This window comes from Wolbachia endosymbiont (group A) of Bibio marci, assembly GCF_947251645.1.
In the GTDB taxonomy this organism is placed as follows: domain Bacteria; phylum Pseudomonadota; class Alphaproteobacteria; order Rickettsiales; family Anaplasmataceae; genus Wolbachia.
The window spans coordinates 952974-978238 of the sequence record NZ_OX366364.1 but is presented as its reverse complement, the minus strand read 5'-3'; the positions used below and the strand labels follow the sequence as shown (position 1 = coordinate 978238).

General features: G+C 35.7%; 18 protein-coding genes. 14 read left to right on the top strand and 4 right to left on the bottom strand.

The features are described from left to right. Positions 1-74 precede the first annotated feature (74 nt). Positions 75-2462 (bottom strand): DNA topoisomerase (ATP-hydrolyzing) subunit B, encoded by a 2388-nt coding sequence (gyrB, locus tag OPR48_RS05150; protein ID WP_265025702.1) that lies wholly within the window; start codon positions 2460-2462, stop codon positions 75-77. 494 nt (positions 2463-2956) lie between these two features. Here gyrB and OPR48_RS05145 point away from each other — a divergent pair, with 494 nt between their 5' ends. Next, complete coding sequence (locus OPR48_RS05145; RefSeq protein ID WP_265025701.1) at positions 2957-3124, top strand: hypothetical protein; 168 nt, start codon at positions 2957-2959, stop codon at positions 3122-3124. A 16-nt stretch (positions 3125-3140) separates the two neighbouring features. Here OPR48_RS05145 and OPR48_RS05140 read toward each other — a convergent pair whose 3' ends face one another. From OPR48_RS05140 to OPR48_RS05130, 3 genes are read right to left on the bottom strand one after another with little or no spacing between them, the layout of a single operon-like run. Further along, positions 3141-3749 (bottom strand): SCO family protein, encoded by a 609-nt coding sequence (locus OPR48_RS05140; protein ID WP_265025700.1) that lies wholly within the window; start codon positions 3747-3749, stop codon positions 3141-3143. Between the two features lie 44 nt (positions 3750-3793). After that, positions 3794-4489, bottom strand: a complete 696-nt coding sequence (gene dnaQ, locus OPR48_RS05135) for a DNA polymerase III subunit epsilon (RefSeq protein ID WP_265025699.1) — start codon at positions 4487-4489, stop codon at positions 3794-3796. A gap of 46 nt (positions 4490-4535) precedes the next feature. Beyond that, the gene (locus OPR48_RS05130) at positions 4536-5165 is read right to left on the bottom strand and encodes a Tim44/TimA family putative adaptor protein (protein WP_265025697.1); all 630 of its coding nucleotides are present in this window, start codon (positions 5163-5165) and stop codon (positions 4536-4538) included. Between the two features lie 164 nt (positions 5166-5329). Here OPR48_RS05130 and secB point away from each other — a divergent pair, with 164 nt between their 5' ends. The 13 genes from secB to uvrC all read left to right on the top strand — a co-directional run bounded on the left by secB (position 5330) and on the right by uvrC (position 25044). Continuing rightward, positions 5330-5833 carry a protein-export chaperone SecB gene (secB, locus tag OPR48_RS05125; RefSeq protein ID WP_265025696.1) on the top strand — a complete coding sequence of 168 codons (504 nt, stop codon included), beginning with the start codon at positions 5330-5332 and terminating at the stop codon, positions 5831-5833. Between the two features lie 14 nt (positions 5834-5847). Next, positions 5848-8433, top strand: coding sequence for an aconitate hydratase AcnA (acnA, locus tag OPR48_RS05120; protein WP_265025695.1), 2586 nt, complete (start codon positions 5848-5850; stop codon positions 8431-8433). Between the two features lie 118 nt (positions 8434-8551). Further along, a complete protein-coding gene (putA, locus tag OPR48_RS05115; RefSeq protein WP_265025694.1) occupies positions 8552-11692 on the top strand; it encodes a bifunctional proline dehydrogenase/L-glutamate gamma-semialdehyde dehydrogenase PutA in 3141 nt (1046 codons plus the stop codon). 882 nt (positions 11693-12574) lie between these two features. Continuing rightward, positions 12575-13225: a protocatechuate 3,4-dioxygenase gene (locus tag OPR48_RS05110; RefSeq protein ID WP_265026636.1), complete on the top strand. Its 651-nt coding sequence runs from the start codon at positions 12575-12577 to the stop codon at positions 13223-13225. A 96-nt stretch (positions 13226-13321) separates the two neighbouring features. Continuing rightward, entirely contained in the window at positions 13322-14824 is a 1503-nt protein-coding gene (locus tag OPR48_RS05105; protein WP_265026635.1) for a leucyl aminopeptidase, read from the top strand. Positions 14825-15069: 245 nt separating this feature from the next. Beyond that, on the top strand, positions 15070-15285 hold the full coding sequence (locus OPR48_RS05100) for a hypothetical protein (protein ID WP_265025693.1): 216 nt from the start codon (positions 15070-15072) through the stop codon (positions 15283-15285). Positions 15286-15287: 2 nt separating this feature from the next. Further along, on the top strand, positions 15288-17336 hold the full coding sequence (nuoG, locus tag OPR48_RS05095) for an NADH-quinone oxidoreductase subunit NuoG (RefSeq protein ID WP_265025692.1): 2049 nt from the start codon (positions 15288-15290) through the stop codon (positions 17334-17336). After that, positions 17320-18345 (top strand): NADH-quinone oxidoreductase subunit NuoH, encoded by a 1026-nt coding sequence (nuoH, locus tag OPR48_RS05090; RefSeq protein ID WP_265025691.1) that lies wholly within the window; start codon positions 17320-17322, stop codon positions 18343-18345. The genes nuoG and nuoH overlap by 17 nt, the downstream gene beginning before the upstream one ends. After that, on the top strand, positions 18338-19342 hold the full coding sequence (hemB, locus tag OPR48_RS05085; RefSeq protein WP_265025690.1) for a porphobilinogen synthase: 1005 nt from the start codon (positions 18338-18340) through the stop codon (positions 19340-19342). Before nuoH ends, hemB begins: the two co-directional genes overlap by 8 nt. A 137-nt stretch (positions 19343-19479) precedes the next feature. Then, positions 19480-20238 (top strand): phosphatidylglycerophosphatase, encoded by a 759-nt coding sequence (locus OPR48_RS05080; protein ID WP_265025689.1) that lies wholly within the window; start codon positions 19480-19482, stop codon positions 20236-20238. Positions 20239-20282: 44 nt separating this feature from the next. Further along, the gene (locus OPR48_RS05075; protein WP_265025688.1) at positions 20283-21122 is read left to right on the top strand and encodes a glycine--tRNA ligase subunit alpha; all 840 of its coding nucleotides are present in this window, start codon (positions 20283-20285) and stop codon (positions 21120-21122) included. 3 nt (positions 21123-21125) lie between these two features. Next, positions 21126-23243 carry a glycine--tRNA ligase subunit beta gene (gene glyS, locus OPR48_RS05070; RefSeq protein WP_265025687.1) on the top strand — a complete coding sequence of 706 codons (2118 nt, stop codon included), beginning with the start codon at positions 21126-21128 and terminating at the stop codon, positions 23241-23243. Then, a complete protein-coding gene (gene uvrC / locus OPR48_RS05065) occupies positions 23227-25044 on the top strand; it encodes an excinuclease ABC subunit UvrC (RefSeq protein ID WP_265025686.1) in 1818 nt (605 codons plus the stop codon). The genes glyS and uvrC overlap by 17 nt, the downstream gene beginning before the upstream one ends. Positions 25045-25265: the final 221 nt, after the last annotated feature.

The window sequence follows — 25265 nt, the reverse complement described above, 5'->3', positions numbered from 1 at the left end:
AGGAATCAGTGTCAGCTACTTGAATGACACAGTTCTTGCTTAAACCCGTAACGTTCGTACATTTTGCTAAAAGTTCAAATATCAACATCATGCACGTTGAGTGCATTGCTATTAATAAAATCACGGCGTGGTTCAACTATATCACCCATTAGTATTGAAAATATGGAATCAGCTTCTTCACAATCTTTTATTTCAACCTTCAATAAAGTTCTAGCCTCAGGATTTAACGTAGTATCCCATAGCTGATCAGCATTCATTTCACCAAGACCTTTAAATCTCTGCAGAGTTAAACCCTTTTTACCATAGTCCATTATTATTTTTGCAAGTGCACTTGGAGAAGTGATTCTTATTTCAGTTTCTTGTGATTTTAAAAATGAATCGCCATTAAATAAGTTATTTATACCATCAAGCAAACTTAATATGTTTTGCATATCTTTGCCTTCAAGCATACTAAGTGCAAATATATATTTGTCTGCCAATCCTTGAAATAATTTAGAGATGTGAATTTCTTTTTCTTCATCTTTTATTTCTACTTCCCAAGTGTATTCGCTGTACATTAATTTTAAATACTTTAATATCTCATCAGCCGATGATAGAGCATTCTTTTTGCTTAAAATTAGCAATGACTCTAAGAGATTTTGTGGTATTTCTCTATCATAATTTTTGCTAATATTAGAAATGCTAACACATTTATTCAAAATAAGGCGCAAGTCGTTAAATTCTGTAGTTGTACCACTTAGTGTTAATCTTTTAACTGCTGAGTTTATTATATACTCTTCAAAAGTTTCGTCATCTTTAATATAAGTGTCTTTAGCATTCTTTGTAACTTTATAGAGGGGTGGCTGTGCTATATATAAATATCCCTTATCAATTACTTCACGCATATGTCGAAAGAAAAAGGTTAGAATCAAAGTCCTGATATGTGATCCATCAACGTCTGCATCTGTCATAATGATAATCTTATGATATCTAACTTTCTCAACATTAAAATGCTCACTTCCTATTCCAGCACCAATTGCAGTAATTAAAGAGCCTATTTCTGCAGATGAAAAAATACGATCTAAACTTACACGTTCCACATTCAGGATTTTTCCTTTTAAAGCAAGTACAGCTTGTGTTTTTCGATTACGACCTTGTTTTGCAGAACCACCTGCTGAATTACCTTCTACTATAAATAATTCTGACAATTCGGGAGCTTTTTCCTGGCAATCAGCAAGTTTTCCTGGCAGAGTTGCAATATCAATACTGTTCTTATTCTTAACTAGTTCACGTGCCTTTCGAGCAGCTTCTCTTCCTTTTGCTGACCTAATTGCTCTTTCTACTATGCTTGCCGCCAATTTGGGATCAGTTTCAAGGATTGTGCTCAATTTATCAGAAACTATACTTTCTACAACTGCACGTGCTTCAGAACTAACTAGCTTGTCTTTTGTTTGTGAAGAAAATTTAGGATCAGGCATCTTAAGAGATAAAACACAAGTTAAACCTTCTCTAACGTCCTCTCCAGTTAAATTTACTTTTGCTTTCTTTAAGAACCCTTCATTAGTTGCATAGGTATTGATGCACCTAGTTAAGGCGGACCTAAACCCTGCCAAATGCGTACCACCATCTCGTTGCCTTATATTATTCGTGAAGCATAACATATGTTCATAGTAGGAATCATTCCATTCCATCGATATTTCCAAGCTGATGCCAAGATCTTCTGCATCTCCTTTCATGCTGGCAATTTTAGTTACATGTGTCTTATTCTTATCTAAATACTGCACAAAATTTGCTGTACCAAAATTGTCTTTAGATTGATTGCTCTGATTGAAATGAGATTCTGTATATGGTTCATTGCGCAAATCACGTAAAGTAATGTCGATATTTGAATTTAAAAATGCTAATTCTCTTATACGACTTTCAAGCGTTGAGTAACTGAAATTAATGCCATTAAAAGTCTCTGTTGATGGCATGAACGTGACTTTAGTTCCTCTTTTGTTTGTATTTTCGTTGACTACCTTTAAAGGTTCAATAGACTCACCATCTTCAAAACGCATAAAGTGTTCTTTCTTATTGCGCCAAATAATTAATTCCAACCAGCTTGATAATGCATTCACAACTGAGATTCCAACACCATGTAATCCCCCAGAAACTTTATAGGTATTATTGTCAAATTTACCACCAGCATGGAGTTGAGTCATTATTACTTCTGCTGCTGATATTCCTTCTTCTTCATGAATGTCAGTTGGAATGCCACGACCATTATCAGTTACAGATACTGAACCATCTTTATTTATGCTAACTTCAATTTTATCACAATATCCAGCTAAAGATTCATCTATTGCGTTGTCAATAACCTCATATACCATGTGGTGCAAGCCAGATCCATCGTCAGTGTCACCAATGTACATACCTGGACGTTTCCTTACAGCATCAAGACCCCTTAAGATTTTTATTGCATCGGCATTATAACTATTTTCCATTAGATTGCTTCATTTATACACGTTAATTGATGTTACATTCAGATATACTAGTTAGCAACATTTTTAAACTGATAATCCATATTAAAAGCACAACTTTACGAGTATCTGTTCAGACGCATGGCTAATGTACAAATACTGGAACAAAAATTCCAGTGCTCCCTTTCTTGTCATCCCAGTGCTTGACACTGGCATGACACCCATTTGTTCCTATAGTTGTCTTTTCTCGCCTACCTTATTTTGCCACTCTGCTGAACAGATACCTTTACGAACGTTTATTTTTGAAGACAGCAAATAGTGTCATTCCAATGCGTCTCCATAACTGTACGAACATTCATTTTTGAAGGTAAATTGCACAACAGATGATGTCATTCCGGTGCTTGACACACAACTGTACGAACATTGTGATTTTGGCCCATCAGGAGGGTGTCATCCCAGTGCTTGACACTGGGATCCAGGAATTTTATTAAGTTGGCAAGCATAAAAATAGCTGTTTTATGTTAAAACACAACGTTTTAATGATTATGGAAAGGCTGAATCCCAGTGTCTGGGCACTGGCCCACTGGTGGGAATTGCTCCCAAACTACAACGTTCGTACAGTTGTGTGTGTCTTCCCGTGGAGATTAAATTATAATGCTCATGCAGTTGCGTGCTTGACTAATTAACAGAAAAATCTATAATTCAGTTTACGTATTTTTTTATCTCAGCCAAAATCTTATCAGATTGACTTTCGTCTGAATTTAAATCAGCTGCAAAGTGTGTAACATATTTTCCTCCAGGGCCAATAAGGTACATTATTGAAGAATGGTTGATTTCCTCTTCTCCACCAACTTTGCTAGCGTATACTTTATACTTTGCAATTACTTCGTCTATTTTTTCTCTTTGACCAGTTAACATTTGTATTCTATGGTCAAATTGCTGCTGAAATTCTTTAAGTCTTTCCGTGCTATCACGCTCAGGATCAACTGTGATAAAAAATGTTTGTAGCTTGTTGTTAGTTTTCTCATCTAACTTTGCAAGTGTTTCTGAAATTATCCCAAGGTTCATAGGGCAAATTCTTTTGCATGAGGAAAACCCAAAGAAAATCATCATGTATTTATCTTTAAAATCACTACTGCGTAAGATCTGTCCATCCTGATTAATTAAAGAAAAATCTCCGCCTATCTTAACTTCTGCATTGTGAATCGCTACTGGGGCAAATATGCCTTTTTTGGTGAAATAACAATAACCTAAAAAAACAACTGCTAATGCTACTAGCATATTAGATAACAATCTTATAAACCTTACCATTAGGGTGCTCTCAGTAAAATTAAATTGTATCTTTATTAGTTGACCTATTCAATATATTTATTCCAAAGTGTATTGTTAATTTTGTCTAACAGTTTCTTATGTCCATCAATTTCTTCACTATTTGGTGAATGTTTTCTGGGAGTTAGATTACGCACTTTATGCTGGACGAATGTAGAGTTACTGTCCTGATTGCATTCATTATCAAACAGAAAGGTTTGTAACCCTCCTGTAAGTTCAACATATACCTTTGCAAGCAATTGAGCATCAACTAGTGCTCCGTGCAATTCTCTATTCTCTAGCGATATATCAAAACGCTTACATAATGCATTCAAAGAGGCAGGTGATCCTGCGAATTTTTTCCTCGCAAGAGGTAATGTATCTAGCACTCTATCTGAGGAAATTAACCCAGCATTCAGCTTGCTTAACTCCATGTTAAGGAACTTAACATCGAATTCAGCGTTGTGAATTACCAAAATATCATTAGATATAAAGTCAAGAAATTCAAGTGCAACATCTAAAAATAATGGTTTATCTTCTAAAAATTCTTCACTAACACCGTGAATCTTAAACGAGTGATAAGGTATATCTCTTTCTGGGTTAAGGTACCGATGGAATACTTTACCTGTTGGAATGCGGTTAATTAATTCCACACACCCTATTTCGATAATTCGATGACCAGATTTAGTGTCAAGACCTGTCGTTTCAGTGTCAAGTACTATTTCGCGTAGCTTGCTTTCCATGGTTAACTCTAAATAAAACTAATCTTACTTGTCATTTATCTTATCGTTACTTATCTTTATTATAGTGAATAGAAACAAGCAACCAGCTTGGGTCTGATGAATTAACATTTTTTTTGAATTGCCATACATCCTCAACTTTATTAATGGTGGATGTACTACCTGATATGATATCCCCTTCATTGTTCTTAACGAAGTTAATTTGCTCTGAAAGGAAATATACTGCAATAAACACTGTGTTTTTTACTAGCTTTATTTCTAAAATCTTTTGTGAAACGATAGAAACAATTATAGACTCGTGCACCTCTTTACGATGTTTAATCTTTTTTGCGAAGTTGTTATATAAATCTTTATCCAAGAGAGATTCTAACTGGGACAGATTTCCTTGATTGAAATACTTTATTATTAATTCAAAAGCTATGCTTGAACCTTCTATAAAGTGGGAAATAGAAAAATCTTTGTTTTTTTTTAATATTTGTTCATAAGTAACTTTTATTGAATTTTTATCATTGCTATCAATGTAATCCTCAATGTTTTCTACTACATCTTCTTTACTTCGACTTACATCCAACACATTAGTTAGCTTTTTTAGGTTGAGATTGGCTGACCTTCCTAAAGAATTATACAAACGTGAAAAAATGAACGCCGCTAATAAAGCATATATTACAAGCTCTATCATAGTAACTCAACTCCTTGGCATATAAAGTATCCGAACATTATTAATTATTAATGAAAATATGTTTTTCATATCAACTTATAATCAGGTTTGCTATTCGTTTGTAAATGAATATATTATATAAGAAAGTATTAAATATCTCAACTTAATTAAAGGAGACGTAAGAAATGCCACAACAAAAAATGAGAATTCACGGTCAATATGTTAAAGATCTATCATTTGAGAATCCAAATTCGCCATTCCTTTCTTCAAATAAAGCTCCCGATATTAATGTAATGGTTAATATCAATTCAGCAAAATTAGAAGGAATGGAAAACAAAGAAGGAGTAAATGAAGAAAAATCTTTCCATGAAGTTACTTTGCATATAGAAGTCAGAGCAACGATAAAAGATGCAGATATAAAAGATGGCGTAGCTTTCATTTGTGAGACGAAATATTGTGGCATTTTTTCAATAGAAAATTTAAAAGAGTTGAGTGAGGAAGAGGTAAGACAAGCTTTGTTTATTGGCGGACCTACTTTTCTTTTCCCTTTTGCAAGAGAAATAATTGCAAGAGTTACAAGTAGTGGTGGATTTCCTCCACTGATGCTGGATCCTATAGATTTCGAAACTATGTACGAGCAGCAAAGTCAACAACAAAAAAGTAACGGTAGTAATTCCAATTTTAACTAATATAGTGTGATAGGATGAATAATTCTTTAAATGCAAAAACGACTTTAAACATTGACGGGAAGTCATACAACTATTTTAGCCTAAGTAGTGCTAGTGAATTTTTAGGAATAGATGTGACTAAATTGCCTTGCTCACTTAAGGTTCTGCTTGAAAATTTATTGCGCAATGAAGATGGAGTAAACGTAAAGCTAGATGACATAAGAGTACTAGCAGACTGCGTTAATAAACACACTAATCACGAAATTAGCTACAAACCAGCAAGGGTGTTGATGCAAGATTTTACAGGGGTTCCTGCTGTTGTTGATCTAGCTTCAATGCGGAGCTATGTTAAGAAAAATGGAGGAAACCCGAGCAACATAAACCCATCTGTACCGGTTGATCTTGTGATTGACCATTCTGTTCAAGTAGATAGTTATGGAAGTGTTTCCGCATTCAGTAAGAATGTTGAGCTAGAAGTAAAAAGAAATTTGGAGAGATATCAATTCTTAAAGTGGGGGGAATCGTCCTTCACAAATTTTAGAGTAGTACCGCCAGGTAGTGGAATTTGCCACCAAGTGAATCTTGAATATTTAGCGCAAGTTGTATGTAATAAGGATGGGGTTTTGTATCCTGACACTTTAGTTGGTACTGACAGCCATACTACAATGGTTAACGGGTTATCAGTCCTTGGTTGGGGTGTTGGAGGCATAGAAGCTGAGTCTGTGATGCTTGGTCAACCAATTAGTATGGTGATTCCAGAAGTAGTTGGATTTAAATTAATTGGCAGATTGTCGGAAGGAGTAACTGCGACTGATTTAGTGCTGACGGTTACCAATATCCTAAGAACAAAAGGTGTTGTTGGTAAATTTGTAGAGTTTTATGGTGATGGTTTAGATTATTTATCTTTGGCAGATAGAGCCACTATAGCAAACATGGCCCCAGAGTATGGTGCAACTTGTGGATTTTTTCCAATTGATCAGAAAACGCTAGATTATTTAAACTTGACCGGAAGGCCAAAAGAGCTGATTAAATTAGTTGAGGCTTATGCGAAAGAGCAAGGACTGTGGCGTAGCAGTGACGAGTTAGCGTTTTTTGACACACTAGAGCTTGATTTATCAAGCGTGAAGCCAGTAATGGCTGGTCCCAAAAGACCACAAGATAAGGTTTTTCTTTCACAAGTGGCAGAGTCTTTTTCTAAATCATTTTCAGTTAATGAGTCGAAGGAAAGCGATAAACTCCAAGATGGCAGTGTAGTAATTGCAGCAATAACAAGCTGCACTAACACCTCAAATCCAAGTGTGATGATTGCTGCAGGTCTTGTAGCTCGTAATGCAATTAAACTTGGATTAAAATCAAAGCCTTGGGTTAAAACTTCTCTTGCTCCAGGGTCACAAGTTGTAACAGAATATTTAGAAAAGTCAGGGTTGCAGGTAGATCTGAATGCTTTGGGCTTTAATTTAGTTGGATATGGTTGCACAACTTGCATTGGGAATTCTGGTCCACTAAATAGTGATATAGAAGATGATATTAAAAATAAAAACCTAACCGTTGCTGCAGTTTTATCTGGCAATCGTAACTTTGAAGGAAGAATTCATCCGTTAGTCAAAGCTAATTACTTGGCATCTCCGCCACTTGTTGTTGCATATGCACTTGCAGGCACTGTGCAAATTGATTTGACAAAAGATTCAATATGCAAGGATAAGAATGGAAATGATGTCTATCTCAAAGATATATGGCCAACAAACAATGAAATCGAAGATTGTGTTAAAAGTGTGGTAACACGTGAGATGTTCATACAAAAGTATAAGGATGTTTTTTCTGGTGATGAACATTGGCAAAAGATAAAGTGTGAAAAAAGTGAAATCTATAATTGGGATGCAAACAGCACTTACATACAAAATCCGCCTTATTTTGATAATTTATCACCTAAAAATAATAAAATCGATATAAAAGGTGCACAAATATTGGCAATGTTTGGCGATAGCATAACCACTGATCACATTTCCCCTGCTGGAAATATTGCCTCAAGTAGTCCTGCAGGTATATATTTAAAAAATCTTGGAATTGAGCCACAGGACTTTAATTCGTATGGGTCTCGTCGTGGTAACCACAATGTAATGATGCGTGGGACTTTTGCTAACATTAGAATAAAAAATGAAATGGTAAGCATCGAAGGCGGCTATACAAAATATATTCCTTCTCAAGAAACTATGTCGATTTTTGATGCAGCAATGCGCTACAAGGAAACTCTCATCATTGTGGCAGGAAAGGAGTATGGCACAGGTTCAAGTAGGGATTGGGCAGCAAAGGGTACTTTATTGTTGGGGATTAAAGTTGTAATTGCAGAAAGCTTTGAGCGTATACATAGGTCCAACTTGGTCGGCATGGGTGTTCTTCCACTTATATTCCAAAATGGAATAACCAGAAAGATATTTGATGGTAGTGAGGTAATAAGCATAAAAGGTGAAATAGTGCCAGGTGGAAATCTAGAATGTATCATCAAAAGAAAGGATAATTCAAAGCAATCAATTCAACTCAAATGCTGTGTACAAACCGCAACTGAGATTAAATACTTAATGCATGGCGGAGTGTTAAGCTACATACTTGCACAATCCTTTTAAAGTTATTGCATGGACTTCTTTTAGCCAGCCCTGATCCCTTTATAAATAACAATTTGCTCTGTGCAAAGTTATGATATAATTTTACCTTACATATAGTAAAGGTGTTTTATAAATAATTATGATTACCTCTATACAAGAACCTAACGAATTGAGAAAGCGTTTACAAGGATTTTATCGTGCTGATGAGAAAAGTTATGTACGCCGCCTTATAGAAAAAACAGAGCTTTCGGCTGATTCAAAAAATAGAATTTATAATATAGCAAAACAAGTTATTGAAAAGATTAAAGGCAACAAATTAGATGTCATAGATTCTTTCATGCAGCAATACTCGCTTTCCAACGACGAAGGAATAGCGCTTATGTGTCTTGCTGAGTCACTACTTAGGATACCAGATGATTATACAATAGATGAGCTAATCAAAGATAAAATTGCCAATCAAGAATGGAGTAAATATTTAGGACATTCTTCTTCATTGTTCGTCAATGCTTCCACGTGGAGTTTAATGATAGGAAGTAGTATATTGAGAGATAATGAAGGCGATTCGAAGTTCTATTACGCAATTTCTAAATTACTTAAAAATTTAGGAGAGCCGATTATTCGCAAAGCAGTAAAACAAGCAATGTCTATGCTTGGTAAGCATTTTGTTATTGGAGAGACTATAGAGAAAGCACTGGAAAATGTAAAACCAAATGATAATAGCAAATTCTTATGCTCTTTTGATATGCTTGGCGAAGCTGCTCACACAGCTGAAGATGCAGAAGAGTATTTTGATTCATACATGCACTCAATAAAAGCTATAGGTGAATCCACTGAAATAAATGATTGTTTTAAATCGCATGGAATTTCAATCAAACTTTCTGCTTTACACCCACGTTATGAATTCAGCCAATTCGATAATATAGCTGAAGAGTTGAGAGCTAAACTGCTAGAGCTTTGTCATGAAGCAAAAAAGTACAATATTTCATTATGCATAGATGCAGAAGAATCAGAAAGACTTGAGATGTCATTAGTTTTATTCGAGCAATTGCGTCTTGATGACTCACTTTCTGAGTGGGAAGGGCTCGGCTTGGCTGTACAAGCATATCAAAAACGTGCTTTGTCTGTTCTTGACTTCGTGGAGGATGTTGCTATTCGGTCAAACCATAAAATTATGGTTAGGCTTGTAAAAGGTGCATATTGGGACTCAGAGATCAAGCGTACGCAAGAATTGGGATTAAATGATTACTCAGTATTTACAAGAAAAAGCTATACTGACGTATCTTACCTCGCGTGCGCACAGAAACTTTTGAGTAAACCAAACAGCTTTTACCCATGCTTTGGAACTCATAATGCCTATACTTTTGCTTCTATCATGGAACTTGCTGATAAAAACCACCCTGGATTTGAATTTCAACGCTTACATGGAATGGCAAAAGACTTATATGATTATGCAATGTCAGAACTTGCAACAAGCATCAGTTGCCGTATATATGCACCAGTTGGTAAACGTAGTGATTTATTACCATACCTTGTTAGACGTCTTCTTGAAAATGGAGCTAATAGTTCGTTTATCAATCAAATAAATGATTCTAACGTTAAAATTGAAGAGTTAGTTTTAGATCCGTCAGAAAAAGCTAAAAGCTTGGAGTATGAACCTCATCCAAATATTCCATTGCCACAAGATATTTTGAAAGAAGAAAGAAAAAATTCCTTAGGAATGGATATTAGTGATTCAATTACAGTTTCGCAACTTGCAAATGATATAAAAAAATTTAGTGAAAAGAAATGGCAAGTTGGACCAATAATTGACGGACAGTCACTTTTTGATGATGCCAAGTTTACTGAAGTGGTGAATCCTGCACATTTGGAGCATGTAATAGGAGAAGTGTCGAACGCAACAAGCGATCAAGCTTTAAACGCTCTTGAAATAGCACATAGTACTTTTACTGAATGGCAGAATGTTTCAGCAGTAGAGCGCGCTAAATACCTCGAAAAAGCTGCAGATTTGCTTGAGGAAAGGATGAAAGAGTTAATTTACATTCTGATTATAGAAGCAGGAAAAATCTTATCTGATGCAATAGCGGAAGTAAGGGAAGCAGTCGACTTTCTGCGTTATTATGCAATGATAGCAAAGAATGAACTGAGCGACTGGAAAAAATTGCCAGGTCCAACAGGTGAAGATAACTTCATCTTTTTTGAAGGCAGGGGAGTTTTCCTGTGTATATCACCATGGAATTTTCCACTTGCTATTTTTCTTGGGCAGGTTTCAGCTGCACTTGCAGCAGGTAATGCAGTGCTGGCAAAACCGGCAGAGCAAACGCCGATTATTGCCTACGAAGCTGTTAAGATACTACATGAAACTGGGATACCAAAGAATGTGTTACACCTCATTCCTGGGGATGGTGGATATTTAGGCAAAATATTAGTTCCAGATAATAGAATTGCCGGAGTAGCTTTTACTGGCTCAACGCAAACCGCTCAAATAATCAATAAAATGCTTGCAAATAGGGATGGTCCTATTGTGCCATTTATTGCTGAAACTGGCGGATTAAATGCTATGATTGTTGATAGCTCTGCTCTCTTAGAGCAAGTAACTACGGATGTTTTGCTTTCTGCGTTTCGCAGCGCTGGCCAACGCTGTTCTGCGCTTAGAGTGCTATTTATTCAAGAAGATATAGCAGAAAAACAGATAAGAATGATATGTGGTGCAGCGCAAGAACTAAAGATTGGTGACCCAATACAACTTAGTACTGATATTGGTCCAATAATTGATAAAGCATCTATCGATATGCTCACTCAACATACGCAAAAAATGTCAGAGGATAAAGATTCAAATCTGTTATTTAAAGTACCCATGGATACAAATTCTCATAATAGTTATTTCTTTCCTCCATATATTTATGAGATACAAAAAATTTCGCAATTAAAGCAAGAAGTATTTGGTCCTGTTTTACATATCATACGTTTTAATAAGTCAAATTTGAATGAAGTTATAAATGATATAAACAATACAGGATATGGGCTCACGTTTTCTTTGCAGAGTCGGATACAAAGTCAAATTGACACTATAAGTAAAAAAATATCAGTTGGAAATGTCTACATCAACCGTAACCAGATAGGTGCAGCAGTTGGGATACAACCATTTGGTGGTAGAGGACTATCTGGCACTGGGCCAAAAGCTGGTGGTCCTCATTATTTACAGCGTTTTTCTACAGAAAAAGTTGTAAGTGTTAACACTACAGCATTCGGTGGTAACACTACACTTATGTGTTTGGATTAATTTGCGGGCCCTAATTTTTCTCCTATCTTACCCCTAAACTAGACGTTCGTGCAGTTATGCGCGGTATCTCAACCGCTAACACGTAGAGGACCGTCATACCTTAACATAGATCCCGCTAACAAGTAGCGGGATGACGGTTGTCAGGGTGTCATCCGAGTAGCCCCTTTCTCGTCATGCCGCCGCGAACCGTCATACCGCCGCGGTATCTCTAGATCCCGCTAACAAGCAGTGGTATGACGAACTTATCGTCATACCGCCACGGTATCTCTTAGCCGCTAACAAGTAGCGGGATACTTAATCGTCATACCGCCGCGGTATCTCAGCCGCTAATACGTAGGGGAATGACGATTGTCGTTTAGCTATAAACATTAAGAAATTTACCAAATGAAAAAAAAGGCAAAAGAAGCCCCGTGGTTGGCTAATTACTTACATTATACTTTCAAGTATGGCGTTTTTTTATTCTAAACGCTTAATAACCGCGATTCAGCTGCTTTTAAACCGCAACTAATCTAAATTATAAACGTTAAGAAATTTACTAAACAGAAAAAAAGGCAAAAGAAACCCTAGGGTAGCTAGTTATTCACTATCCATTTTTTAAGTTGGCGTTTTTTGATGTTTTAAATGCTTTATAAGCGTATTTCAGCTTGTGTAGGTAAAAACCTAGAAATTTGATAAAGACATAAGGTGCACATAGTGCAAAAAATTAAACATGAGACGCCAAATACGTTGAGTTTTTTTGTCATTTAATCTGTACAGAGAAGATAAATAAATAGCTTCATTTTCATGATAAGGGGGCTGGCGAAGCTTGTAAAGTAATTTTTTCGTTTCTATTCCCAATAAAAGTTTGTTATATGGTTATGCAAGAAGTCTATTGTGAATGAAATGAATGTGAAAAATATCTTATTAGCGTTTTTAGTACAAACGGTATTCAGTTTGCCGCTATTTGCAGCTGATCCTGTTTTGCTTAACTGCATTGAAACTCCAGAGATTTATGATCTTGATGCAAGGCCAAAAAATTTTAGCTCTTCAAACAATTTAAGAAGGAAACCTGGTTCTCCAAATAGTGCAACAGGAGAATTAATACACATAGTGGGTAGAATTACTGATATAAACTGTTTACCAATACAAAATGCTGTAGTTTCTATATGGCACGCAAATTCACGCGGCGTGAACCATTACGATAAGAATATAGAGGATAATCAACTCGATCCGAATTTTGCTGGATCAGGAAGGTTTGTAGTGAATAACCTTGGCTATTATAATTTTATTACGATAGCACCTGGCAAAATTGGTGATAGAGCTCCACATATCAACTTTCTAGTTCAACATCCAGATTTTCCAGAATTCACAACGCAAATGTTTTTTGCTGACCATAATTGCGATAATTGTGCTGATCCTGTTCTTGGAGATTTTGTTAGTAATGGGCTTGCAAGCCTTCTCATAACACCATTTACTTACAGTGATCAGGTCATAAAAACCTATACGTTTAACATTACCTTGGGCGGATATAATAAGTTCTCTAATAAAAGATAAAAAACCCTTGCATGTAAGGGAGTCCATAGTAAACTTGAGTGTTATTGTACTTAGGTATATATGAAAAATATCTTACTGATGTTTTTGCTATGTTTTATGTACAGTTTACAATTATTTGCAACGGAGATGCCAGCAATGAAAATAACAATTTCTAAAATTTCGCCCGATTTTAAAACAATAGTAACGGGTTTATTTGAGGACAACGAAACCGTAAATGATGGCGGAGTTTTGCAAAGAAAACAGATCATAGATAATATAAAGCAATTTAGCGATTTCAATGGAAGTTTTGGTGAATTTTTCTCTACTACTTTGCCAGAAGAAAAAAATGTCATAGTTGTTGGACTTGGTAAGAAGGATGAATGGAATGAAAATAAAGAATTAAATATTGGTGGTAAAATATATTGTGAGCTAAGCAGATTAAAAATTAAGAAAGCAGCGATTTTAATCGAAGGTAGTGCAGCAAATGTTGCATATGGTGCGTTTCTGCGTAGTTTTAAGTTTGATAAGTATAAAACTAAAAAGGATGAGAAAATTACAGAGGTAGAGGAAATTACCGTATTAGTAAAAGATGAGCAATTAAGTAATGCTGAAAGATCATTTGAGCACTTAAGGCAAGAAGGTGAGAGTATATTCCTTGCGCGCTCTTTTATAACAGAGCCTCCTAACATTCTATATCCAGAATCCTATGCTGATCATATAAAAAAAGAACTTACTAAGCTTGGCCTTGAAATCGAAGTGCTTGATAAAAAGCAGATGGAAGAGAAAAAAATGGGAGCCTTGCTTGGAGTCGCACAAGGAAGTAGTAAAGAACCAAAATTAGTAATGATAAAATGGAATGGGGCTGCTAAAGAACAAAAGCCAATAGCTTTTGTTGGTAAAGGTATAACGTTTGACACTGGTGGAGTATCACTCAAACCTTCACGTGGTATGGAGTCAATGAAATATGACATGGCAGGCTCTGCTACTGTGGTTGGGGTGATGCATGCTTTAGCAGGACGAAAAGCAAAAGTAAATGCAATCGGCGTGGTCGCACTTGCAGAAAATGCAGTGGGTGGTAATGCTCAAAGACCGAGTGATGTAGTAACTTCAATGTCTGGACAGACAATAGAAGTGTTGAACACCGATGCAGAAGGAAGGCTCATACTTGCAGATGCTTTATGGTATACGCAAGACAGATTCTCACCAAAATTTATGATTGATCTTGCAACTTTAACTGGTGCTATAGTGGTTGCACTTGGAAATAACGAATATGCTGGTCTTTTTGCAAATAATGATGAATTAGCAAACCGTCTGATTGATGCAGGAAATGAAGTAAGTGAGAAGTTATGGCGTTTTCCTATGAATGAAACTTATGACAAAATTATTGATTCACCGATTGCTGATGTTCAAAATATCGCTCCTGCAGGCTCTGGTGGAGATAGCATAATGGCTGCACAGTTTTTACAGCGTTTTGTGAATGAAACTTGCTGGGCACATTTAGATATCGCAGGCACTGCTTGGCACGAAAAAGGTACTGACATTTGTCCAAGAGGAGCAGTAGGTTTTGGTGTAAGGTTACTTAATAAGTTGGTTGAGAAGTACTATGAAGACAATGATTAAAGGTCTTTATACTGGATTTATGGCTTGACTCACAGCTACATGAACATTTATTTTCGAGGCGCAGCAAATGAAAGTAGCTGATACATATTTCTTTTTTTCTGGTCAAGCACTGGAATGATATCAAGGAGTAACTTTTTATTTAAACAATGATTATAATAAGAGATCTATTGAAATTTTAAAGTTATTAAATATTGACGCTATATACTTAAGTGTTAAAATAGAATGAAAAGTTTTTAGGAGTTTATATGGCAGTAGGTGGGAAAGCAAAGACAGCTAGTAAAAATAACCCTACTCAGCGTAAGAAAGCCGAGCAAAAAATGTATAAAGATAAACCGGTAAAACCTGTTAGATATATAGATCGTGACTCGCGCATGAATTATATGTCTGCTCAATATGACAACGGCAATCTGGTTGAAGATGAGGTAAGCGGCAATCCTATAAAGTGGGAAGCTGTACAATAGTTGTGGTTAAAGTTACTATTAATTCTAAGGAATGTGAAGTAGAGCATGGGCTCACTATAATTCAAGCTTGTGAAATTGTGGGCGTTGAAATTCCACGTTTTTGTTATCATGAGCGTTTAGCAATTGCTGGTAACTGCAGAATGTGTTTGGTTGAAGTGGAGGGTGGACCTCCAAAACCAGTAGCCTCTTGTGCAATGCCAGTTGCAGAAGGGATGGTTATTCACACTGATACCCCTAAGGTTAAAAAAGCACGTGAAGGTGTGCTTGAGTTTTTGCTAATTAACCACCCGCTTGATTGCCCAATTTGCGATCAAGGTGGTGAATGCGATTTGCAAGATATCACGATGGCTTATGGGAAAGGAAACAGCAGACTTGATGAGCATAAGAGGGCTGTGCCAAAAAAACACTTCGGACCACTGATTGAGACTGCGATGAATCGATGCATTCATTGCACTCGGTGTGTTAGATTTTTGTCTGATGTTGCAGGTACAAATGAACTTGGAGGAATCGGAAGGGGAGAAAATGTAGAGATTAGCACTTACATAAAAAGGCATATTAGTTCTGAATTATCTGGAAATATCATAGATCTCTGCCCGGTAGGGGCTTTAACTTCAAAGCCTTACTCCTTTACAGCGCGTCCATGGGAGCTATCACATTGTGAGACTATAGATGTGCTAGATGCTGTGGGAAGTAGCATTAGAGTTGATTATCGTGGCCTGGAAGTTATGCGAATATTACCAAGACTGAGCGAAGAGGTAAATGAAGAATGGATATCAGATAAAACCCGCTTTGCCTATGATGGACTAAAAGTTCAGCGTCTCGATCGACCTTATGTAAAAAAAGATGGTAAATTAGCCCCAGTTGATTGGAATGAAGCATTGACTATTGCTGCAAAAAAATTAAAGAATACAAAATCAAATAAAATAGCTGCAATTGCAGGTGATTTAGCAGATTGTGAGTCTATGCTTCTACTCAAAGAAGTGATGCAGAAGCTCGGCTCGGGAAATATAGACTGCAGGCAAGATGGTGCAAAGCTTATACCAAGTAATCGTGGGTCATATGTGTTCAATACCACTATTGAAGGTATAGAAAATGCAGATTTATGTCTGCTTATAAATACAAATCCAAGGATAGAAGCACCGATCATTAACGTAAGATTGAGAAAGAGATATTTACAGGGCAACTTTCCTGTTGCAAGTGTTGGTCCTAACATTGAATATTTATATCATGTTGAGAAATTGGGCGATAATCCTGATATTTTGAGTGAAATAGCAAATGGAAATCATAAGTTCTGTGAGCTGCTGGTAGCTGCTCAAAACCCTATGCTGATTATCGGTCAAGATGCGTTGATAAGAGACGATTCTGAATCAGTTCTAGTTCTAGCTGGCAAAATTGCAGAAAAATTTAACATGGTCAGAGACGACTGGAATGGCTTTAATGTGCTGCATAAAGCTGCAGCAAGAGTTGGTGGGCTAGATATTGGGTTTGCTTCTAAAAAAGGCGAAAGGGATATTAATCAAATATTGGAACATGCAGAAAGTGGTGAAATAGAAGTGGTTTATCTTCTTGGTGCAGATGAAATTGATACATCAAAATTAGAAAATACATTTGTAATTTATCAAGGTCATCATGGTGATAAAAGTGCACATGTAGCAGATGTTATCTTGCCTGGTGCTGCATATACAGAAAAATATGCAACTTATGTAAACACTGAAGGTCGAGCGCAAAGAACAAATTTAGCTGTATTTCCTCCAGGTGAAGCAAAGGAGGATTGGTTAATTATTAAAAATCTCTCGCAATATTTGGATCTCTCCTTACCATATGATAGTTTATTTGACGTGAGAAAAAAATTAGATACTATCGGTCCACAGTTTAGAAATGCTGATCAAGTGATAAAAAATAAATGGATTCCAATCAGCAGCGGTGAAATAAGCTTAAGTAATACACCTTTTACTTTAAAGGAGTGTAATTTTTATATGACGGATTCAATAAGTCGCGCTTCAAAAATAATGGCGGATTGTACTAAGGCTTTCTATGAACACGCTAGTTAATATTTTATTTGTTTTAGTACCGCTACTACTTTCAGTTGCATACTTGGTATACTTTGAGCGTAAGGTTATTGCTGCAATTCAACTAAGGCACGGCCCAAGTGTAGTCGGGCCATTTGGGTTATTGCAGCCGTTCGCAGATGCTATCAAATTGATAATTAAAGAGCCGATAATACCATTTAGAGCGAGCACTATACTGTTCATTATGGCTCCAATGCTTACCTTTATTTTGGCATTAATTGCCTGGGCAGTTATACCGTTTGGTGCTGAAGTAATTGTAGAAAATGGCCAGCAAGTAGTTATTCCTAAGGTTATAGCAAATATTAATGTTGGAGTGCTTTATGTGCTAGCTATATCGTCGCTGGGAGTATACGGCGTAATTATTGCAGGCTGGTCAAGCAATTCTAATTATGCATTTCTTGGCGCTATACGGTCGGCTGCTCAGATGATTTCATATGAAGTTTCAATAGGCTTAATAGTTGCTACAGTCGTTATTACCACTGGAACATTAAATCTTGGAGAAATGGTAGTGGCAAAACATAATATGCCATTTTGGGTTGATTTACTACTAATGCCTATAGGAATAATATTTTTTATTTCTTTGCTTGCAGAAACTAATCGTCACCCATTTGATTTACCAGAAGCTGAAGCAGAGCTTGTCTCTGGATATAACGTTGAATATTCATCCATGCCTTTTGCCCTCTTTTTTCTTGGAGAATATGCAAATATGATTCTAGCAAGTGCTATGATGACGATATTCTTTCTAGGAGGGTGGTATCCTCCATTAGAACTTGGTTTGCTTTATAAAATTCCAGGTTTAATTTGGTTCATTTTGAAAATAGTTATACTTTTGTTTATATTTATTTGGATTAGAGCAACAATACCTCGTTACCGATATGATCAGCTAATGCGCCTTGGTTGGAAAGTGTTTTTACCAATATCGGTGCTTTGGGTGATACTCATTTCAGGGGTGTTGCTCTTTACTGGGAATTTGCCTGGATCCAATGTTTAATTTTCCAAACACACGGTTAAGGCGCAGGCGCTCGAGCAAATGGGTTCGCAATTTAACAAGTGAAAATAGTTTATCAGTAAATGATCTGGTTCTTCCTCTGTTTGTTCATGACAGAGAAGAAACAACTGAACCAATTTCTGGCTTACCAGGCGTAAAGTGTTATTCAATAGATGGATTAGTGTCCATAGTTAAGGAAGCTAAAGATTTAGGAATTAATGCTGTTGCAATTTTTCCTGTAGTTGGTAGTAAACTAAAATCTGAAAACGCTGAGGAAGCGTATAATTCTGACAATTTAATCTGCAAAGCAATTTGTGCTGTAAAATTAAAGGTACCGGAAATTGGTGTTATTGCAGATGTTGCACTGGATCCATACACTATTCATGGCCATGACGGCATTTTAAAAGATAATCAGGTGGATGTAGAAAACGATGAAACTATATCAGTACTGTGTAAGCAAGCACTTGCTTTAGCGAAGGCAGGATGTGATATAGTTGCTCCTTCTGACATGATGGATGGTAGAATAGGAAGAATCAGAAAATCATTAGATGATAACAACTTTCAAGACGTATTAATATTATCTTATGCGGTGAAATACTGCTCTAGCTTCTATGCTCCATTCAGGCAAGTCGTTGGTTCATGTGGGCTATCACATTCTATAGACAAAAGTGGTTATCAAATGGATTATAAAAATGCGCGCGAAGCAATGTGCGAAATTGAAATGGATATAAATGAAGGTGCAGATTTTATTATGATTAAACCAGGTATGCCATATTTAGATATTATCAAAACAGCAAGTGATAAGTTTAATTTTCCGATTTTTGCTTACCAAGTAAGCGGTGAGTACGCAATGATAAAAGCTGCTGCAAATAATGGCTGGCTAGATTATGACAAGGTGATTTATGAGTCTTTGATTGGTTTTAAACGTGCGGGTGCAAGTGCAACATTCACTTACGCTGCACTTGATATTGCAAAAAATTTAAGTGCACAAGCCCTATAAAATTACTAAATTTTTGGCGCATGTTCTTCTACTGTTGCTGCATATTACTTAAAATTTTCCAATACATGTTTTAAGTTATTGATAAGTCCGTTACAATACAGTATTATAAATAATATAAACCAAGTGTTACTTAGGGCATGGGGATTTTTTTTGAATTTTTGGGAAAAGTGCTGGGCAAGGTTTTTCCTGCCAAAACAGTAAGCTCTTTTTTGGGAATAGGATATTTACCAGGTTGGCAGAACTATTGGTCTTCTTTTTTAATATTATTTATTGTCGATGTTATATTGATTTTTACATATGGAGGCGAATATTTACTATATAAAATGCCAAATTCAGGAATAGTTGTAGCTGCTATTTTTACAAAATTGGCAATAGTTATGTTAGTAATGCAATTAATTGGAATATTTATTTTTCATGCTCAGGACCCTTCAGCAAACAGTGGTGAAGACATAGTAATACAAATAGCGTCAGGGCAAGTACTGACTGTAGCACTTTCAACGCCAGCAATAATGTCAATTTATTATGCTGTAAGTAAACTCTATGGGAGTATATGTAAGCAGATGTTTCAATGCCCATTTTGGTTTAATGATTTTATGCACTTTTTCTTTTTTCTTATGATACCTTACGTATTTTTTAATGTCGTAGAAGTGATAAAACCATGGCCAATAAGTTCAATACAGCTCAGCTATAATAATGCAATGTCAATTACATTAGAGGGGATTTTTCACACATTTTATGCGGTGATCTTACTGTATTTAACAGCATTTATATTCTGCGATTTAACTATGCATGATGCAATTGTCCTAAATAAAAGCATAATTCAGTATGTGAGGGAAAGTTCAGCAGTTTTAGGTGATTATTTACATAGTGCTGCAAAAAAAATAAATATTGAATAGTACTGATTTATTTATATATTTAGTATAAAAAGTGTGCAATTTGTGTGAACTTACAAAGTATAATAAAAGAGTTACAAGATTTTTGGGCTAGTGAAGGATGTGTTATACTTCACTCATACACATCTGAAGTTGGTGCTGGCACATTACATCCTGCAACAATTATGTCTGCAATTGATACAAAATTGACAAAAATTGCATATCTACAACCAGTAATTAGGCCAGCAGATGGTCGCTATGGCGATAACCCTAATCGCTTGTATCAACATCATCAATACCAAGTTATAATAAAACCGTCTGGTAATAATTTACAAGACGTCTATTTAGATAGCTTAAAAGCTCTTGGCATATCTACAGAAAAATATGATATTAAGTTTGTTGAAGATGATTGGGAAAATCCAAGTGTTGGTGCATCAGGACTTGGATGGGAAGTTACATACAATGGAATGGAAGTAACACAGCTTACTTATATACAGCAAGTTGGAGGGATTGACTGCAAGATGATTCCTGGTGAGGTGGCATATGGGTTGGAACGTTTAGCAATGTGCATACAAGGTGTAGATAATGTTTACGATATAATTTGGAACGATAATGGTGTAACTTACGGAGATATTTTTAAACAAAGAGAATATGAATTTTCTTATCTAGCGTTAGATTATTATGATACTAAAGTGGTACAGCAGCAATTCGAAGATACGGAAAAATTGTGTAAGTTCCTTATTGAAAAGGAGCTACCAATGGCAGCTTATGACCAATGTATTAAAACTAGTCACCTACTTAATCTGCTTGATGCAAGAGGTGTGCTTGGTGTAAATGAACGTACAGCGCATATTGGTAGAGTTAGAGAGCTGACAAAAAAATGTTGTGAATTGTACATGAGTAAATAGCGTATGTCGTTGCAGTTATTATTTGAGTGCCTTTCAGAAGAAATACCACCGAGAATGCAGAATTCAGCTGCAGTTCAAGTTAAGAGTTATATTACCAGTGCTTTTAATAAAAACAATTTAAGATTTGCATCTATAGAGGTTTTTGTAACGGCACGTCGCATTACCCTATTTGTCGACAACATAAATGCTTTGGAGCTAAAGGATTCCAATAACGAAGTTAAGGGACCAAACATTAACGCACCAAAAAGTGCTATCGAAGGTTTTTTAAGAAAATATCAGAAAAATGAAGAAGATTTGCTCGTTCGAAAAGTAAATAATGAGGATTTTTACTCCATTAAAAGAGAAAGCTGCTCATTTAACATTCAAGAGTTTCTTAAAAATCAACTAGGAGAAATATTAAAAAATTTCTCTTGGCCAAAAAGTATGAGATGGGGCGAAGGAAAAGAAAGGTGGGTTAGGCCAATTAAAAACATTTTATGCATTTTAAATGATGAAATAATACCTGTGTCTTTTGCAGGGATCACAGCATCTAACACAACATATGGCCATCGATTTCTCTCAAGTGGTACAGCGTTAACTGTTAAAGCACCTAAAGACTATTTTGAATTGCTAGAAAAAAACAGTGTAATTCTCCAAATGGACAAAAGAAAGCAATTTATACTAGATCAGATTAATAAATTCACAAAAGAGCAGAATTTACAACTTGAGAAAAATGATTATTTACTAAATGAATTGACAGGGCTTATAGAATGGCCAATTGTACTATTTGGTAAAGTGAGTCAGGAAAAATCATTCGGATTACCAAAAGAAGTAATACTTAGTATAATTAATACACAACAAAAATACCTTGCTTTGAGTGATGGGCCAAGAATTTCATATTTTGTTACTGTTGTTAATGTCAACAATGATAAAGTTGTTAAAGGGCACGAAAGAATATTAGAAGCACGTCTTGCTGATGCCCAATTTTTAATATCTCAAGATAAAAAGGAAAATCTAGATTATTATGTCAAAAAATTAGGTTCGATATTATTTCATGCTTCACTTGGCAGCGTGGGGGAAAAGGTAAAGCGTATTACGGCTCTGTCAAAGTATATAGCTATATTTATTCCACATGCTTCGCTGATAAAAGTTGAACGTGCTGCATATTTGGCAAAAGCTGATTTGGCAACATCGATAGTAAGAGAGTTTCCAGAATTACAAGGAGTAATGGGTGGATATTATGCTTCTTATTTTCACGAAGATAAAGAAATAGTGGAAGCTATAACTGAACACTATAAGCCAATCGGGCCAGAGCAGGAATGTCCTAAATCCCCTTCAGCACTTGCTGTGTCAATTGCAGACAAAGTGGATAGCTTAGTTGGTTTAATTGCAGCAGGTGAGAAAATCTCTGGTTCGTATGATCAGTTTGGTTTGCGGAGAATGACAATTGGTATAATTAGGACAATACTTGAAAATAATTTGCATATTCCAATTAGGCTAATGATAGACAAGTCAGTATCTTTATATTCAAGGCTTCTATTTAATAAAAATACAACGTCAGTTGATAAGCCAAATAGAAAACAAATTTCAGAACTAGTATTTAGATTCTGCTTAGAAAGATTCAAGGTTATTTTAAAAAATAGAGATATAAGGCAAGATGTCGTAGATTCAATACTATATAAAATCGATATTAATGATCTGCTGACAGCAGAAAAGCAAACTGTTATATTGGATCGTTATCTTAGTACGCCAGAAGGTGAACAGATTCTAAGCACTTACAAAAGAGTCAGTAACATGATGAGCAAAGTAAGGAAAAGTGATGGCACTACTTATAGTGCATCTTACGGTAAGAGATTTTTGATTGAAAATGAAGAAATTGCGCTATCAAATTGTGCTATAACTGCTTGTAAAAACATAAAACAAGCAATAAAAAATAACCACTTTAATGCAGCGCTTGATGAACTTGCTGGTTTTGCTCCGTTTATCAATCAGTTTATGGACAGTGTAAAGATTAACTGTGATTCTGATAAGCTGAGAAGAAACAGATTATCTTTGCTTGAAAATGTAGTTTCCGTCTTTCATTTAGTAGCAGATTTTAACCTCATACAGGTTAAGCAATGGATAAATGCTCAGGCAATATAAAGAACAAATCAAATCATCTCCACAGTCCTGTGGCGTGTATAAGATGGTTGGAGATAAGAATAAGATTTTATACATTGGTAAAGCAAAAAACTTGAAGTCGAGGTTATCCGACTACCTTCAATTCGAAAACCTTTCTGAACGAATTAGAGTTATGCTCTCACAGGTTATTAAGGTTGAAATATTCATCACTGAGAATGAAATCGAAGCACTGCTTCTTGAAGCACAGTTAATAAAATCGTTGAAGCCACCTTATAATATTGTGCTTAAGGATGGAAAATATTATCCTTATATAACAATTTCCAAGCACGATTATCCAAGAATAGCGAAATATAGAGGCAAATTTAAGAAGAATGAGTTTCATTATTATGGTCCCTTTACATCTGCCGCTGCTGTTAAGCAAACTATATTATCATTGCAAAGAGCTTTTCTCTTGAGAGTATGTTCAGATCAATACTTTTCCTCAACAAAAAGACCATGTATTGAGTATCAAATTAAGCGCTGCTCAGCACCATGCATAAACAAAATCACAAAAGACGACTACTGCCAATCAGTAAAACAGGCACGAAATACATTGCTTGGAAGAAATAAGGAAGTGAAAGAACAGTTACTTTTCACAATGAGAAAGTGCAGCAGTGAAGAAAACTATGAGCTTGCTGCTATATATAGAGATCGGGTAAAGTTTCTTGAGCAAATTCAAATACAGCACACGGATTTTTCTTTTGAAAAAGATGCAGATTTCTTCAGTATTGTACGTGAAGAGGATCTAGCGTGTATTAGTGTGTTATCGTTCAGAAATAAAGACAACTACGGCAGCACTCCTTACTTTGCCGAGAACTGTGGTGATCACTCAAATGATGAAATTTTATCCACCTTTTTGGTCAATTTTTATAATTCAGCTAACATACCTCCAATACAAATTTACGTTCCAGATTCTATTGTGGATAAGGAAATTATAGAACAAGCACTATATAAGGTTGCTCAAAAGCCAGTAAAAGTTCTGCATGCAAAGAATAAAAAAGAGCGTGATTTATTGAAATTTGTTTATGATAACTCTCAGCATAGCTTAGAGCAGAAGCTTATCGATTATAGAAATAACCTAGAAAAGCTTGAAGAGCTTAGCAAAATCTTCTTGTTACCAAACATTCCAAAGCGTATTGAGGTTTATGACAATAGCCATATATTTGGAAACCAACAAATTGGTGTAATGGTTATTGCAGGGCAGGAGGGTTTTTTAAAAAGTGAGTACAGAAAATTTACTATAAAGGAAAAATTTTCAGGCGATGACTATAAAATGATGAGGGAAGTGCTAACCAGACGTTTCTCCGGCAATATAAAAGGCATAATACCTGATTTTTTACTGATTGATGGTGGACCAGGACATGTTTCCATAGTACAGAATGTACTGGAAGTATTGAATATAAACGTTCCTTTTGCTTGTATGGCAAAAGGTCCTGATCGTAACGCAGGAAATGAAAGATTTTATATGCTGGGCAGGGAAGAATTCAGTCTGGTAAATGACAGCAAAGTCATGCTTTACTTACAATCGCTGCGTAATGAAGCCCACCGCTTTGCGATAACTTCACATAGAAAAAAACGCGATAAACAGTTTATAGTTTCACAATTAAGCAAAATACCCGGCATTGGCAACAAAAGAAAAAAAGCGTTGATGTCTTATTTTGGTTCAGTGAAAAATATAAGCAAAGCTTCTCTGGCTGAAATTCAAAACGTACATGGAATTAGTAAAGGTTTAGCAGAAGTCATTCTTAAATACGTGAATTATAAGAGAGGAGTACTGAAATGACACCAAACCCGTTTTATTGTTAAAGCAGATATTCATACACTTTTCCTCAGAACCTCTTCATTGAGAAGCTACTCTGTTAAAACGTAACCGTTCACGCAATGGCGTCAACTTAAGGAAAAATATAAGCGATAGTGTGTAAAATTTCTCTCTAAATTTTTTCGCATTAAATTATCTAAAGAGTGAAAAAAAACGCTGTTGTTTCTATAAAAAAGTTTAAAATG